Origin of the sequence: Prosthecobacter sp., assembly GCF_044227185.1 — a bacterium.
Lineage (GTDB): Bacteria > Verrucomicrobiota > Verrucomicrobiia > Verrucomicrobiales > Verrucomicrobiaceae > Prosthecobacter.
In genome coordinates, this window is record NZ_JBGAFO010000001.1 from 813,915 (window position 1) to 828,609 (window position 14,695).

The following is a 14,695-nucleotide window of genomic DNA, read 5'->3' on the forward strand; positions in this document are numbered from 1 at the left end:
AATGAAGTTCCCTTTTGGGCGGAGGGGATTTAGAGAGGAGGGGACTTTGAGTGCTGAGACTGCTGCCGCCTGTGAACCTGCCCATGCCAAACGCACGCCGTGGTGGCTGTGGCCGCATGTGCTGAGTTTGGAGGCGCCGGTGGTGGCGGTGCTGTGGCAGGGGGCGCTGGCGCATGCGCATGGGGTGCGGCTGACGCCGCTGCTGAGCGCGGGGCTGGCGCTGGCGTGCTGGGTGGTGTACCTGCTGGACCGGACGCTGGACACGGTGGCGGTGAGGAATCCCGCGGGGCTGGATGTGAGGCATGCGTTTTACCGCCGGCACCGCCGGGTGCTGCTGTGGGGTGTGATTCCACCGGCGCTGATGGTGCTGGGGTGGATGGCGCTGTGGGTGATCCCGGAGGGGGTGCTGTGGCAGGCGGTGGGGCTGGCGCTGCTGGTGGCGCTGTACCTGGCCTCGTGGACTGCGCAGGGGAGCCGGGTGTCGCGGGATGTGTTTATTTCGTGCGCGGGGCTGGGGGGCATCATGCTGGTGTCACGGATGCCGATGACGAGCGGGACGAAGCTGGTGCTGAGCGTGCTGGTGCTGGGGGTGATGATTCTTTCGTTTCTGCGGCAGATGGATGTGCGGATGGGCACGGTTTTGCCGAAGGAGATGGCTGGGGCGCTGCTGTTTGCGATGGGCTGCACGACTGGCACGCGGTTTCTGGCGATGCCGGAGACGGTGGCTGAGCCGGTGCTGGAGTGTGTGCTGCTGGCGCTGCTGTTTGCGTGCAATCTGCATGGGATCTCGCGCCGGGAAGAGGGGGTGAAGGATGACCCGCGGCACGTGCTGCTGGTGGTGGGGACGCTGCTTTTCACGCTGGGGGTGCTGTGGTGCATCGAGCTGGGGAGGCTGGAGCATGCACTGCTGGGGCCGGCGCGCGCGGCGCTGGGGGTGGTGGTGCTGCACAGCGTGGTGCATGGGCTGCGCCGGCACTACTCGGCGGATGCGTACCGTGTGCTGGCGGACCTGGCGCTGATTTTGCCGCTGCCGCTGGTGTGGGGTGATCCTGCACAATTTTTTCCGTCACCGGCGTTTTTGATGCTGCCATGATGAAACACCTGCCCTCCCTGCCTCGGCTTCTGCTCCTGATGCTGCTCTTGTCTGGCCTGCACTCTGATGTTGTGGCGGAGGAGAAGGAGGAGACATCGGCGCGGGAGCTGTATCACCAGGGGGTGGATTTTTTCTTTGAGGCGAAGCCGAAGGAGTCGGTGGCGGCGTTTGACCGGCTCATCGCGCTGGTGCCGGAGATGAAGCCGCAGCTTTGGCAGCGGGGGCTTTCGCTTTATTATGCGGGGGATTTCAAGGGCGGGCGGGAGCAGTTTGAGGTGCACCAGACGGTGAACGGGAATGATGTGGAGAATGCGGCGTGGCATTTTTTGTGCATCGCCAAGGCGGAGGGGGTGGAGGCGGCGCGGAAGGTTTTTATTCCGATCGAGGGAGACAGCCGCATCCCCATGAAGGAGGTGCATGAGCTGTTTGCCGGGAAAGGCAGCGAGGAGGCGGTGCTGAAGGCGGCGGAGGAGGGGGAGGGAGAACGGCTGCGAAACCATCGCTGCTATGCGCATTTGTACCTGGGGCTGTATTTTGAAGCGACGGGAGATGATGTGAAGGCGAAGATGCACATGCTGAAGGCGGCGAAGGATTATTCCATGGACCACTACATGGGGCGCGTGGCGCAGGTGCATGTGAAGCTGCGGAAGTGGGAGTGAGGGGGAGGATAACGAAGCCCCGTTTTGCAATAGCAACCACCGACCGGCAGCCTCGCGCATTCATGGTACGAGATGTTCTCGATACGAACGTGCTGCTTATACCAGGATCCATTGAAAACGGGTCTGAATAAAAGCCATCGACTGTGTTTCAGAGGGATCCTATGCGTTGCTGGGTGGACGGCGTCTGCGTTTGCGGTGCGCTGTGACTGCGGCGGGGTGGCGGTGGGACGCTGCTGGAGGGCGCGGTGTGATGGAGGGAGCGCTGGATTTGCTTTCCGGATTGGGGGCGTGCTTTCCAGGGGTGGCGCTCGCTACGCGAGCTGACCCCTGGCTACCGGCTGTGACCCCTCCGGGGTCGTGGTGGCGCGGGGGTGGTGGGTGAGAAGAGGGCGGGCTGCGGAGTGGTTTCGGCCAAGAGAGAGAACCGAGCCGTTTTCAATCGATTATGGTATAAACGTCGCGCGGCCAGGATGGAAGCGACTGTGAGCGAGTCGCGCAGCGGTTGGAGGAAGACCTCGAGTGCGGCGAAGGAGGGTCAGCATCTTGCCGAAGTCATGCGGCACGGGCCAAATGGCGGAAACAGGCGAACCAGGAAGACTGGCAGGCTCATGTATGTGGTGCTGGATACCAATCACTTTGCCGAGCTTGTGCATGGCACTGAGCGCGGGGAACGGCTGAACAACGCTTTGCCAGGCATCGCGTCGAAGTGCTGACCACCGTTGTCACTGCGCAGGAGGTCTGCGAGGGCTGGAGCGCCTTCATCCGCAAACAGAAGGCGGGCAGTGAGAAACAAGTCCATGGTTATGCGCAATTTAAACACAGCCTCGAACTCCTTATGGAGCTCGGCTTGCTGCCTTTTGATGAACAAGCCGCCGCAGTGTTTCGTGATCTGCGCAAGCAACTGCCGCAGGCCGGACACAGGATCTCAAAATCGCCGCCATCGGGCTCGCTCATGATGCCGCAGTTCTGACGCGTAACGTGGTTCACTTTGCCAAAGTGCCGGGCTTGCGGGTGGAGAACTGGCTGGATTGAAGGGGGGCTGAGCGGAAGGCAAAGTGCCGGGCAGATCTCATTCTCCTGCGCTTTCTTTGCGCATCATTGCGCCGGGTTTGGCATAGTGGGGTGTGCGAGCAACAAGGGGGCTTTGGGCGGGGTAGGTTGGCGTGGAAACCTTTACGCATCCGCACCATGAAAATGCATCGTCTCTGCTCTGGCAATCACAGCAACCTTTTCACCACCGCTCAGGGGCGGCGGGACTTTTTGCAGGTAGGGGCGATGGCGGGGCTGGGGCTGACGCTGCCGCAGATGCTGAAGCTGCAGGCGGCGGAGCAGACGCTGGCCATGCCGGCGGTGGAGAGCTACAAGCCTATCGCTACGTCCATCATCCACATCTACCTGCCCGGCGGGATGGCGCAGCATGAGTCGTGGGATCCGAAGCCGTTTGCCTCGCCGGATTATCGCGGGCCGTTCAGTCCGGTGAAGGGTGTGACGGGAGAGTTTGTGGGCGGGCAGTTTGTGAACATCGCGAAGATTTTGGACAAGATCACACTGATCCGGTCGGTGACGCATGGGGAGGCGGCGCATGAGCGTGGCACGCACAACATGTTCACGGGGTACCGGCCGAGCCCGGCGATCAAGTTTCCGAGCTTCGGCTCCATCATCTCGCACGAGCAGGGGCCGCGGAACAATCTGCCGCCGTATGTGGCGGTGCCCAGCGTTATCGCGCCAGAACAGGGCAGCGGGTACATGAGCAGCGCGTATGGGCCGTTTGCACTGGGCAGCGACCCTGCGGACAGAGGCTTCACCGTGCGGGATCTTGCCTCGCCGAAGGACATCGATCCGAAGCGCTTTGAGCGGCGGCGGAATCTACTCTCCGCCGTGGACGAGCACTTCCGCACGACGGAGAAATCCGATGGTCTGAGTGCGATGGACAATTTTTATCAGGCCGCGTACAAGCTGATCAGCTCTGACAAGGCGCGGGAGGCGTTCAACCTGAACGCGGAGCCGGACAAGCTGCGGGACGAGTATGGACGCAATGCGGCGGGGCAGCGTTTCCTGCTTTCGCGGCGGCTGGTGGAGGCCGGGGTGCGGATGGTGTCCGTGAACTACGGCGGGTGGGACCACCACTCCAACATCAAGGGGGCGTTTGAAAGCCAGGCGCCGCAGTTTGACGTGGCTTTCTCACGACTCATCAAGGATCTGGATGAACGCGGCATGCTGGACACCACGCTGGTGCTGGTGAGCTCCGAGTTTGGGCGCACGCCGCGCATCAACAGCACGAACGGGCGCGACCACTACCCGCGGGTGTTCTCCGTGGCGATGGCGGGCGGCGGCGTGAAGAAAGGATTTGTGTATGGCAAGTCCGACGCGCTGGGCGGGGAGCCGGATGAAAACCCGGTGGGGCCCGAGGATCTTGCGCGCACGATGTATCGGCTGCTGGGCATCAATGCGAGCAAGCGCATCGTGGTGGAGAATGTGCGGCCGGTTGACATCGTGAACGGGGGGCGGTTGATTCAGGAGGTGATTGCGTAGGGGGGAAGTCGGTGACGCGGGAGGGTTTCAGAGGGATCGTTTGGTAATCGGTAATCCTTGGTACCCGCGACGCAGGAGTGTGGCGGGACACGTTGCAGACGCTGCTGGAATCTGGCGTGGTGTTGAGAAGCGGTGGGTTTGCTTACCGGAAGGGGCACGTTTTCCAGGGGTGGCGCTCGCTACGCGAGCTGACCTCTGGCTACCGGCTGTGATCCCTCCGGGATCGTTGAAGCGGCATACAGCGTCGTGATCCTTGGGGTACAAGGAGTCTGGATATGATGCAAAGCAGAGAGCATGATACGCCGAAGCTGCGGCATCATTCGGTCCCGTAGAAGCCATTCACGAGTTCGGCTTTGAGACGCTGCGCGATTTCCTCATCAGTCGCATCCACCATGCGCTGGGCCAGCGAGGTCAGTTCAGGGGCGGACAAAGGTTTTTTTCTGGGCAACTGCCGCGCATACGTCACCACCTTCTCCTGCTCGGCAGGCGGCAGGCAGTCGGTCTCATGCATGATCTGGGCAGCGGTCATCTGATCATTTTACTTTGATGTGAGCCTTCGGCAAGACGCGCCGCCGAGTGGTGGTGTCCTAATTTCAAAGGCAAATCTCAATAAGCCTCCACCACTCAAAAGGGCCGATGGTATGGTCAATGCCTCGCAAGAGTTCTTCACTACTTGTGCAAACAGCGTGACGCTGGATTTCTCCGGGCGACATAGCCATGACACCATTCTCTAAAAGCACACATAATGCATTTGCCCGTTCACGAAGTCGAGGGGCTGACCATCCGTGTCAGCATGTCGACCCAATGAGCACCGGATTGTCCGAGGGGTATCCAAGAGCGCGGGTGCAAATCTCTCACAGTGGGCCCGTGACGTGCTCCCGGATCGAGCGCAGCCGCTGTTTTGGCGTCGAAATAGCGTGCAGAAAGCAACCGTCTTGTTGTAATACAGGACAATATTTGATCAAGTTCATACGAACAGTATATTCCGCGAATGGACGAAAATCTCGACATCACCATTGAAATTGAAGGCCTTGATTCCCAAGAGAATCATGTCCTGCTTGGTGATTTCCTAGAGGAATTGAAGAATCTTCAGGCATCCATGATGCGTGTGGACAGACTGATTGACGGCACACCATCGGTGGATTTTCGAATCGTGGATGCCACTCATAGCAGCCCCTTAACTATCACATTAGAGCCCATAAGGAGGACGACTAAAAAGCATATTCCGACAAGGGCACGGCTGGTCAAATTTCATCACCGCTTTTTTCAGGAAATGGCGGCTCTCGCCAAAGGACAGGCCCCATCCGAGGAAATGGACGACACAACCCTTGGGTTATTAGATAAAGTGGCAAAAGGATATGGGAAGAACTTCAAATCCCTACGACTGAAAAACCACGTAACAGAGGTTAAAATTGATTCGTCGTTCCAAAAGACGGTGCATACCCTGCTTACTAATCAGATCGTATCTTATGGCACCTTAACAGGTGACCTCGACGCTCTCAATGTGCATGGAGAGCAGGCCAATATGATTTGGATCTATCCTTCCTCTGGCCCTGAGCGTGTGGCATGCCGCGTTCCTTCGCGTTTCAAATCCCTCATTAGCAAGTCTGCTCAAAAAACGGTCAAAGTAACTGGCCGAAAGCATTATCGCCCAGGCGGCATTCATCCTCATTTTGTGGATGTTGAGGATGTCGTGATCATCCCTCCATTGGAGGCGGAATTTCATATAGGCCAGCTAAGGGGAGCCTTCAAGGGTCACATGACAGCCGAGGAAATAGCCAACTTTGAAAGCGATGAGTGGGACTAAAAAACCGATCATATACTGGGATGCTGCCGTTTACATTGCATGGCTTCTGGAGGAAGAAGCTTATGCGCCGTTTCTTCCTGTACTGAAAGCCATTGCAGACGCTAACCTTCGAGGCGAGAACATCATGGTAACATCCACCATCACGCTTATCGAGGTGACGCCCAAAAAACTCGATAATCCCGCTTTAGAACGCAAATTCCAACGGTGTTTTGATGGGCACCGCCACAAACTGATTGAAGTTGGGCCTCCCGTTGCAATGCGTGCCCGCGATTATCGCCAAGATTGCTCGGAAGCAGGCAGGCAACTCTTAACCCCAGATGCTATTCACTTAGCAACCGCCACCATTGAACGGGTGGATGAGTTCCATACTTTTGATAGAGGCAGGAAGAAGGGAATTGATGACGACCTCAACAAGACTAAAACGGTTTCCCTTATTGGTCTCAATGGCTCGGATAAAGTTCACAAGTTGAAGATCATAAATCCAGATTATCCGCAAGGCATGCCCACGCTGCTTTAATCCTTATTGAGGCTGGCCACCAAAATTAGGACACTACCCCGTCGAGTTGCGCGGGCTCACAAGTTCAGCCCGTTCTTCTGAAACATCGCGCGGACGTCCTGCTCGAGTTGTTCGAGGGTGCGGTCGCCGAGGAGGATGCTGAGGTGTTTGGCACAGACGGCGTCGGGGTCGGTGTTGTCGGGAGGGACGGGTTCTTTGGGCGGTTCGGGGGGTGCGGCGGGAGGGGTGAGGTTTTTGGGGTAGGAGAAGCGGCCGCCGCCGAGGTCCTGGACGCCGGGCTGCTGCATGAAGGCGCGCATGGCGCCGCGGTATTCGTCATAGGCGGGGCGGAGCTTTTTGAGCTCGGCATTGTAGGCGTCCACCTGCGACCAGAAGACGGGCCATTTTTTCTTTTCTTCATGCAGGGCTTCGAAGTAGCGCATGAGGCGGCGGCCGTTGTCATCGTGCACGAAGAAGTAGGCGAGGATGTGGGAGGAGCGGTAGCGGTCGGCGAGATCGTTCATCATGGGCGGCTGACTGTTGAGAGGCCGAACGGTGTTCGGGGGCCTGGGGGGCTCCTCCTTGCGGGGATTGATGGTGAAGGTGGTGATTTCATTGCGGGTGCTGATGTCGGTGGTGTAGCCCCAGAGTTGTTTGACGCCGATCCAGGAGCCGCGGGTGTCCATGGAGCGCATGAGGCCGCGGTAGCGGGAGCCGGGCTGCTTGGAGGCAGCGAAGGCGGCGCTGTCTCCGCTGACGGAAAAGAGGCCGCCTTTGTAGGCGAGGTTGGAGGTGTATTCGGCGAGACCTTCGATGAGCCAGACGGGCATGTAGGGGAGGTACTCATGCATCATCTGGTGGGTGATCTCATGGGTGATGGTGTCGTTGTTCACCTCGCCTTTGCGGTAGTAGGCGCCATTGGCGCCGACGGTGTCGGAGATGCCGAGCTGATCAAAGGGCATGCGGAAGACCTTGTCTTTGCGCACGTAAACGCCGCCGGACCAGCGGGGTGCGCCGGTGGCGAGGTATTGATCCCGCGTGGCGTAGAGCTCGGCCTGAAACTTGGTGCGGCCTTCCTCGGGCCGGGGGGTGATGCCCCAGGGCATGAGGCGCACGAGCTCGTAGGTGCTTTCGAAGGCGCGGCAGACATCCTTCATGAGGATGGCGCCGAGCTTGGCGCTGGTCTTGAACTGGAAGTGGCCGGACTCGTAGATGCACTCTCCGGGGGCCTCCTTCACGATGCGGATGTTCATGTAGAGCATGGGCTCCTTCACCTCCGCGGGCATGCGGCGCTTGTCCCAGGGGATGCGCTGAGCATCGGCGGGGTCGGGGGCGGGCACTGCTTTGGAGGCATTGGTCGTGACCCAGGCTTGGTCTTCAGGTGAAAGGCTCGTCAGCGCCACGGCGGCGGTCTTGCCGCCGGGCATGATCAGAGTGACGGTGCCGTCCTTCACGCCGCCAAAGTCGGCCTGGAGCTGTTTTCCCTGGGCATTGGTCCAGGAGCGTGGCTCAGCCTGCAGGGGGGAGGAGGCCGCCAGCGCGAGCATGATGCCGAAGGAGAGGGTGGGGATATTCATGCGGCGGGGAGCATCTTTGATATCAAGGGGGCATGACAAGATCAAAAATCGGCCGCGCGGGGGGCCGTCATTTATCGATGATGGCCGCGGTGATGGTGCCGCTGGTGACGTGCTCATTCACCCGGGCGATGACAGCCGGGTCGTTGGGGGGCGGCAGCTTGAAGAAGGCGGCGTAAAAGAGCGGGCCCAGCACTGGCAGCAGCGCGAGGCAGGACCAGCGCAGCTTTTTCCAGCGCGGCACGGCGTCAAACTTGCGCAGCAGCCACAGGCCAAAGACGAGGCGCAGAGACAGAACCACGGAGAGGAAGATGACTCCTGTGAGCATGGGGTGATGGCGGATCAGTTCTCCCATGCGGTGAATGCACGGGGTTTCCCTGAGTTTGTCAAGCCGCTGAGGAATCCTCTTTGCACGGCATCAAAACTGCGCATTCTCAGGCGGCTCGGATTTGAACCTCCATGGAAGCAGTCAATATTCAGTTTGCCCCGGCGACGGGCACCGAGGAAGAGTGGAACGAGGCGTATGCGCGCCTCGCGGACTACTTCCGCTCGTATCAGCTTCACAACCGAATCCGCCGCACGCAGCTGATCCTGGAAACGCTGCGCAATGCGGCGAAGGCGCATGCGAAGGATCCCACGCGCACGCCGACGGCGCACTCGATCGAGCAGGCGCGGCTGATGCTGCGGGAGTGGCTGGGCTCGATCTACAGCGACCTGAATCTGAGCGAGGCGCAGCTGGAGGCCACGGGCCGCCTGGGCTTTCACCTGGCGGGCGGCCCCTCCCGCTGGCCGCAGTTTTTTCTGGATGAGCAGAACATGCCGGATGACATGGCCGAGGCGATGCGCTCGGCGATCCGAACCTCCGGCCCGGGCATGCAGGTGAGCAAGATGACGCCGCGCGACATCGACCTGGGCATGTTTACCGACGTGGCGGACGACACCTTTGACCGGCTGGGCCGCCACCCCCTCCTGCGCTATTCGGTGCTCATCATCATCGTGGGCAGCGTGCTGGGCTACCTTTACTCCCTCTTCCGATGAGCGCAGCACCTGTTGGCAGCCAGACCGCGAACATCGGCATGACGGCCGGGATGCCGCCGAAGCGCGTCTCCCGCACACGCCGTGCGACGTTCTTTTCCCTGGTGGGGCTGGGCACCATTGTGGGCGCGTGGCTCTCCTTCATCTTCCTTTCGGAAAACGGCATGCGGCTTTCCGAGTGGGCGCTGCTGCTGGTGTTCATCCCGCTGTATTACCAGCTCAATGTCGGCTTCTGGACGGCGCTCTTCGGCGTGTGGCTGATGAACCGCCCGCAGCCGGATTCGCTGAATCTGTGGCTCTCGCTCAACCAGGAGGATTTCGAGCAGCCCATCACGGCCAGCACGGCGATCATCATGCCGGTCTTCAATGAGGATGTGACGCGGGTGTATGAGGGGCTGCGCTCCATCTACCTCTCGCTGGAGGCCACGGGGCAGTCGAAGCACTTTGACTTTTTCATCCTGAGCGATTCGGACAAAGCGAGCCAGTGGATCGAGGAAGAGACGGCGTGGCTGGAGCTGTGCCGGCAGCTCAAGGCCTTTGGCCGCATCTTTTACCGGCGGCGGCGCAAGCAGATCAACCGCAAGAGCGGGAACGTAAGCGACTTCTGCCGGCGCTGGGGGAAGCGCTACCGCTACATGGTGGTGCTCGATGCGGACAGCCTGATGTCCGGGGCGCTGCTGACGAGCATGGTGCGGATCATGGAGAAGAATCCGGGGATCGGCATCGTGCAGACCTTTCCAAAGCAGATCGCGGCCGATACATTGCTCGGGCGTGTGATGCAGTTTGCGCAGGCGCTGTATGGGCCGCCGTTCATGGCGGGGCTGGACTACTGGCAGTGCGGGGAGGCGAATTTCTGGGGGCACAACGCGATCCTGCGACTGGCGCCGTTCATCGAGCACTGTGCGCTGCCGCCGCTGCCGGCGAATGCGCCGTTTGGCGGGCACATCCTGAGCCACGACTTTGTGGAGGCGGCGCTGATGCGGAAGGCGGGCTACGCGGTGCGGCTGCTGCCCACCACGCGCGGCAGCTATGAGGAAGGCCCGCCGACGCTGGTGGACATGCTGAAGCGCGACCGCCGATGGTGCCAGGGGAACATGCAGCACCTGTGGCTGCTGTTTGCCAAAGGGTGGCACCCGATGAGCCGGATCAATTTCCTGCACGGGATCCTGAGCTATGTGAGCTCGCTGCTGTGGTTTGCCTTTCTGGTGCTGGCGACGTTTCTGGCGGCGACGCGGACGCCGCATGTGCAGCCGCAGGCCATCCTGGCGGAGCACATCCTGCTGGCGGTGACGGCGATGCTGATCTTCCTGCCGAAGACGGTGATCCTGCTGGATGAGGTGATCACGGGACGGATGTTCAAGCCGCTGCGGCTGCGCTTTCTCACCTTTTTCAGCAGCCTGCTGGACACGGTGGTCTTCACGCTGATGGCGCCGGTGCTGATGGTGTTTCATGCGCGCTTTGTGGTCTATACGGTCATCGGCAAGAGCGTGAGCTGGGTGACGCAGCGGCGGAAGATCGATGGCGGGATCAACTGGAGCGAGATCATTTTCACCTTCCTCAGCGTCACCATTCTTGGGGTGCTCTGGGCGGTGCTGGGGTGGTTTGTCTCGCTGAAATTTCTCATCTGGATCAGCCCGATTTTGTTTTCCCTGGCGGTTTCCATCCTGGTGGCCGCGATGGTGTCCAGCGGACGGAGCGGGCGGCGGCTGGGCCTTTTCCTGACGCCGGAGGAGCATGAGCCGCCGACGGTGCTGAACACGATGCAGCAGAACCTGAAGGAGATCAAAGACCGCATCCCGCTGTCTCCGGAGCTGGAGCGGCACTACGGCCTGATGCAGGTGTGCCTGGACCCGTATGTGAACGGGCTGCATGTGAGCCTGCTGCGCAAGCGGCGCACGATCGAGGTGTCATCGGCGTATCTGAAGGAGATCAGCCACCGGCTGATCACGCAGGGGCCGCAGACGCTGAGCGCGCAGGAGCTGAAGGCGCTGATGCACGACACGGACACGGTGACGAACCTGCACTACCGGATTTGGAGCGCGGCGGACCACGAGCTGGCGCCGTTCTGGGCGACGGCGATCCGGCAGTACAACCTGGCGGCCACCAGCCCCTTTGCACACACGCTGGCGAAGCGGGAGCTGGAGCAAGACGGCGAAGCCGCCAAAGCAGCCGTCCTGCCGGGCGAGAGGACGGCCTGAGGGGTGTGACTTTTCACACGGGGCTAGCGGGCGAAACCGCCAAAGCTGCCGCCAAAACCCCCGCCAGCGCCGCCGCCACGGTAGCCCCCCAGACTGGTGCCGTGGGAATAGCTGCCGTAAGAGCGGTAATAGGGCCGCCGGGAAGAGGGCCCGCCATACCCGTAGGGAGCGACGCAGGAACTCACCGAACCCAGCGTGAGGGCTGCGGCGAGGAGGAGGGACAGTTTTGTTTTCATCGGTTCGGTGGGTTCAAGGTGGGATGCAGCAGACATCGGGCCGGGATTATAACATCGGCAGAATCGCGAGCAGCGGATGTGCGGAGACCGGAGACCAAAGACCGGACGCGAAAAAAAAGCGCCTGGAGAGGGAGGCTCCAGGCGCCGCAAACAAAAGAGAAGAGAAGTCTCCGAGCCGGGCAGGCTCATCGAGCTAGCTGCATGGGCAGCTCTTAGTGGTGATGGCCGCCGAAGCCGCCGCCGTGGAAACCACCGCCATGGAAGCCGCCGCCAAAGCCGCCACTGTGGAAGCCGCCCACGTGCGAGTAGCCGCCGTGGTAGCCGCCAAAGCCAGAACGATAGCCTGAATAGCCGGGACGATAGCCGGTGAAGCCCGGACGGCCATAGTAGGGCGAGCGATAGCCGCCGTAGGCGTAGCCGGGGTAGTAGAAGTTGTTGTAGAGGCCGTAGCCGCCAAATCCGCCGTAGGGTCGGTAGTAGTTGTTATAGCCATAGCCGTAGCCGCCATAGTAGCACGAGCTGAGCGTGCTCAGAGACAGCACGGCAGTGACGAGAAGGATGAGTTTCGTTTTCATAACCGTGTAGGGTTCACTGTTTACCAAGATTCGACGGAGGCGGGGCCGCCGTATTCAAGAAAATGGCCCCTGACCGAGAAGCAGGGTCTTTGGATTCCCCTTCCCAGGCCGGGACCTTCATGCCAGCATGGCACTGCACTCCCACCATGAAACACGTCCTCGGCCTCGCTCTTGCTCTTGTCTGCACCTTTGCCTGCAGCGCCTCTGCTCAGCGGAGCGCGCCCGTGGTGTCGCCAGACATTCAGGACGATGGCGGCGTCACCTTCCGGCTGCGGGCGCCGAAGTCTCAAAGCGTGGCCGTGCGCGGGCAGTGGGACCGGAAGACGGTGCCGATGAGCAAGGACGGTGAAGGGGTGTGGAGCCTGACGGTGCCGAAGGTGCCGGCCGGGGTGTGGGAGTACAGCTTTGTGGTGGATGAGCTGGTGATGATTGACCCTGCGAACACGGCACAGAAGCCGCAGCGCAGCCCGACTTCCAGCATCCTGCACCTTCCGGCGAATCCGCCTGCGCCGTGGGATTTTCAGGACGTGCCGCATGGGACGGTGCACCAGCACACGTACCTCTCCAAGGCGCTGAACAAGCAGCGGGGTGCGTGGGTTTACACACCGGCCGGGTATGAAGCGGGCACGCAGAAGGAGTACCCGCTCCTGGTCCTGCAGCATGGCTCCGGCGACCGGCATGAGACGTGGGTGCAGCATGGCAAGGCGCACTGGATTCTCGATGGCCTCATCGCCGCCGGGAAGGCGAAGCCGATGATCGTGCTCATGATCGACGGGCACCCGCTGGGGCAGGTGCCGCGGGACATGGCGGACCGCCGCGCGCTGTCTCTGGCCGCGTTTAAGAACGAGCTTTTTACCGATGCGATCCCGCTGGTGGAAAGCCGCTACCGGGTGTCCAAAGACCGCGAGCAGCGGGCCGTGGCCGGACTGAGCATGGGCGGCTGGCAGGCGCTGAGCATCGGCCTGACGAATCTGGACCGCTTTGCGTGGATCGGCTCCTTCAGCGGTGCGGTGGAGGAGAATGAGATCAAGCCTGCGCTGGATGATGCGCAAGGAACGAATGGGAAGCTGAAGCTGCCGTGGGTGGCTTGTGGGAAAGAGGACACCCGGCTTATCGAGCGCAATCATCAGCTTGTCGGGACGCTGAAGGCCAGCGGGGTGAAGCATGAGTGGTACGAGACGGCGGGGGACCATTCGTGGCCGGTGTGGCGGAATTATCTGGTGGAGTTTGCGCCGAGGTTGTTTCGGTGAGGGGGTGAGGGGTTTGTCCCTAGAGCACACCTCTCGGGTTTGTTCGTGGAGTGGAGGGATAGGAAGATCTTCTTTTCGGGAATTCGCGCGCCAATGGTTCCCACAAGCATGGCGCTTATATGACTCGTGATCAGTCGTTTAGAAGAGGTGCATAACAAAATGCCTGGCATTTAGTTGAAGCTGGGTGGTGCCACTCGTGGCTTGAGCGGCGGTGCCGGTGGGGCGGGGCGGGCTTTTTTCAGGGGCAGCCTTGCTGATTTTTTGATTGAAGGTGAGGCCTCGTTTTCTTTAAAAGAATGGATGATTCTTAGAGGTCTTCTATTTCTCCTTCCCTTTCTGCTCCTCACCACCCACATCCTGAGCCAGGCAGCGCAAAAGGCGCCTGAGCGAGAACTGGCAGATTTTTTCAGCGTCCTAACCGCAAAAGAACTGCGCGACCTGGCGGCGAGTCGCGACAAGGTGGAGGAGGCAGGACTGAGCGGTGCCATGAACTTGCACCTGAGTGTCAAAGAGAAGGGCAAGCGGTGGACGGTCCATTGCATCAGCAGCGGCAAAACCACGGAAGTCATGGACAATGTCTTCTCGCTATACAGCGATGCTTCCCGGAGCCTGGTTCGAGTTAATGGTGAACGTCTCTATGTACAAGTCGCTGCTCAAGTGGACAAAATCCTGTTTGAAAAACTCAAAGAATGCCGCCGAGGGCGGAAAATTTTTGTGTCCGGAACGGTCGATTCCATCTTGATCACCAAGACCAGCGCGGCGGGCAATGGCATGGGCGGACACATCACTCTGAAAGTGGATGACATCGGGCTGGACAAGCAGTGAGCTGACTGCGCAAAGAAGGGAGGGGCCAATGAAATGATGATTCACCGAATAACGATCATGGCCGTGGCGTTGCTGGCCTCCGGCGCCTGCTGGGGCGGTGATGTGAAGGAGCAACTGAGCAGCGAGACCCAGGCTGCGGAAGCAGCGCTGCGCCAGGTCTGCGCTGGGGTGGCCTCTGCGCTTGAGCCTGTGGACAGAAAACACTTTGAGGAGGCCCAGCAGAAGTGGCTGGCGTTTCGGGATGCGGAGGCTTCGTTTCAAGCGGGACTGACCTCCATGGGCGGGAGTGCTTATTCGACCGACTACCAGGCCGAGCGCCTGGCGATGACGCGAGAGAGGATCAAGCTGCTGAAGAAGGTGCTGGAGTCTGTGAAGTGAACGGGGTCCGCACACTCGCCGGGGGCTTGTTTTTCGT

At 60.6% G+C, this 14,695-nt stretch carries 16 protein-coding genes; 11 read left to right on the forward strand and 5 right to left on the reverse strand.

The genetic code is table 11. The annotated features are described in order from the left end of the window. Nucleotide 1: 1 nt before the first annotated feature. From ACILSQ_RS03465 to ACILSQ_RS03480, 4 genes are all read left to right on the forward strand, one after another. On the forward strand, nt 2-1,093 hold the full coding sequence (locus tag ACILSQ_RS03465; RefSeq protein ID WP_395742187.1) for a hypothetical protein: 1,092 nt from the start codon (nt 2-4) through the stop codon (nt 1,091-1,093). 38 nt (nt 1,094-1,131) lie between these two features. Next, complete coding sequence (locus ACILSQ_RS03470) at nt 1,132-1,752, forward strand: tetratricopeptide repeat protein (RefSeq protein ID WP_395742188.1); 621 nt, start codon at nt 1,132-1,134, stop codon at nt 1,750-1,752. Between the two features lie 706 nt (nt 1,753-2,458). Next, a complete protein-coding gene (locus ACILSQ_RS03475; protein ID WP_395742189.1) occupies nt 2,459-2,722 on the forward strand; it encodes a hypothetical protein in 264 nt (87 codons plus the stop codon). A gap of 218 nt (nt 2,723-2,940) precedes the next feature. Further along, nucleotides 2,941-4,284 (forward strand): DUF1501 domain-containing protein, encoded by a 1,344-nt coding sequence (locus tag ACILSQ_RS03480; RefSeq protein ID WP_395742190.1) that lies wholly within the window; start codon nt 2,941-2,943, stop codon nt 4,282-4,284. A gap of 316 nt (nt 4,285-4,600) precedes the next feature. Here the strand turns inward: ACILSQ_RS03480 and ACILSQ_RS03485 are convergent, their stop codons facing one another. Next, complete coding sequence (locus tag ACILSQ_RS03485) at nt 4,601-4,813, reverse strand: hypothetical protein (protein ID WP_395742191.1); 213 nt, start codon at nt 4,811-4,813, stop codon at nt 4,601-4,603. A 462-nt stretch (nt 4,814-5,275) separates the two neighbouring features. On the opposite strand from ACILSQ_RS03485, the gene ACILSQ_RS03490 reads away from it, so the two are divergent. Further along, nucleotides 5,276-6,091: a hypothetical protein gene (locus ACILSQ_RS03490; protein ID WP_395742192.1), complete on the forward strand. Its 816-nt coding sequence runs from the start codon at nt 5,276-5,278 to the stop codon at nt 6,089-6,091. After that, a complete protein-coding gene (locus ACILSQ_RS03495; protein ID WP_395742385.1) occupies nt 6,078-6,608 on the forward strand; it encodes a type II toxin-antitoxin system VapC family toxin in 531 nt (176 codons plus the stop codon). Before ACILSQ_RS03490 ends, ACILSQ_RS03495 begins: the two co-directional genes overlap by 14 nt. 56 nt (nt 6,609-6,664) lie before the next feature. On the opposite strand, the gene ACILSQ_RS03500 is transcribed toward ACILSQ_RS03495, so the two are convergent. Both ACILSQ_RS03500 and ACILSQ_RS03505 read right to left on the reverse strand, forming a co-directional pair. Beyond that, nucleotides 6,665-8,164 (reverse strand): hypothetical protein, encoded by a 1,500-nt coding sequence (locus ACILSQ_RS03500; RefSeq protein ID WP_395742193.1) that lies wholly within the window; start codon nt 8,162-8,164, stop codon nt 6,665-6,667. A 67-nt stretch (nt 8,165-8,231) separates the two neighbouring features. After that, nucleotides 8,232-8,489 carry a hypothetical protein gene (locus ACILSQ_RS03505; RefSeq protein ID WP_395742194.1) on the reverse strand — a complete coding sequence of 86 codons (258 nt, stop codon included), beginning with the start codon at nt 8,487-8,489 and terminating at the stop codon, nt 8,232-8,234. Nucleotides 8,490-8,620: 131 nt separating this feature from the next. Here ACILSQ_RS03505 and ACILSQ_RS03510 point away from each other — a divergent pair, with 131 nt between their 5' ends. After that, nucleotides 8,621-9,199, forward strand: coding sequence for a hypothetical protein (locus ACILSQ_RS03510; protein WP_395742195.1), 579 nt, complete (start codon nt 8,621-8,623; stop codon nt 9,197-9,199). Further along, a complete protein-coding gene (gene mdoH / locus ACILSQ_RS03515) occupies nt 9,196-11,394 on the forward strand; it encodes a glucans biosynthesis glucosyltransferase MdoH (protein ID WP_395742196.1) in 2,199 nt (732 codons plus the stop codon). The genes ACILSQ_RS03510 and mdoH overlap by 4 nt, the downstream gene beginning before the upstream one ends. 23 nt (nt 11,395-11,417) lie before the next feature. On the opposite strand, the gene ACILSQ_RS03520 is transcribed toward mdoH, so the two are convergent. Then, a complete protein-coding gene (locus ACILSQ_RS03520) occupies nt 11,418-11,630 on the reverse strand; it encodes a hypothetical protein (RefSeq protein ID WP_395742197.1) in 213 nt (70 codons plus the stop codon). 212 nt (nt 11,631-11,842) lie between these two features. After that, a complete protein-coding gene (locus tag ACILSQ_RS03525; RefSeq protein WP_395742198.1) occupies nt 11,843-12,205 on the reverse strand; it encodes a hypothetical protein in 363 nt (120 codons plus the stop codon). 146 nt (nt 12,206-12,351) lie between these two features. Between ACILSQ_RS03525 and ACILSQ_RS03530 the strand changes: the two genes are divergently transcribed. The 3 genes from ACILSQ_RS03530 to ACILSQ_RS03540 all read left to right on the forward strand — a co-directional run bounded on the left by ACILSQ_RS03530 (nt 12,352) and on the right by ACILSQ_RS03540 (nt 14,658). Continuing rightward, nucleotides 12,352-13,455, forward strand: coding sequence for an alpha/beta hydrolase-fold protein (locus tag ACILSQ_RS03530; RefSeq protein ID WP_395742199.1), 1,104 nt, complete (start codon nt 12,352-12,354; stop codon nt 13,453-13,455). Between the two features lie 174 nt (nt 13,456-13,629). After that, the gene (locus tag ACILSQ_RS03535) at nt 13,630-14,280 is read left to right on the forward strand and encodes a hypothetical protein (RefSeq protein WP_395742200.1); all 651 of its coding nucleotides are present in this window, start codon (nt 13,630-13,632) and stop codon (nt 14,278-14,280) included. Nucleotides 14,281-14,337: 57 nt separating this feature from the next. Beyond that, nucleotides 14,338-14,658, forward strand: coding sequence for a lysozyme inhibitor LprI family protein (locus ACILSQ_RS03540; protein ID WP_395742201.1), 321 nt, complete (start codon nt 14,338-14,340; stop codon nt 14,656-14,658). Nucleotides 14,659-14,695 lie beyond the last annotated feature (37 nt).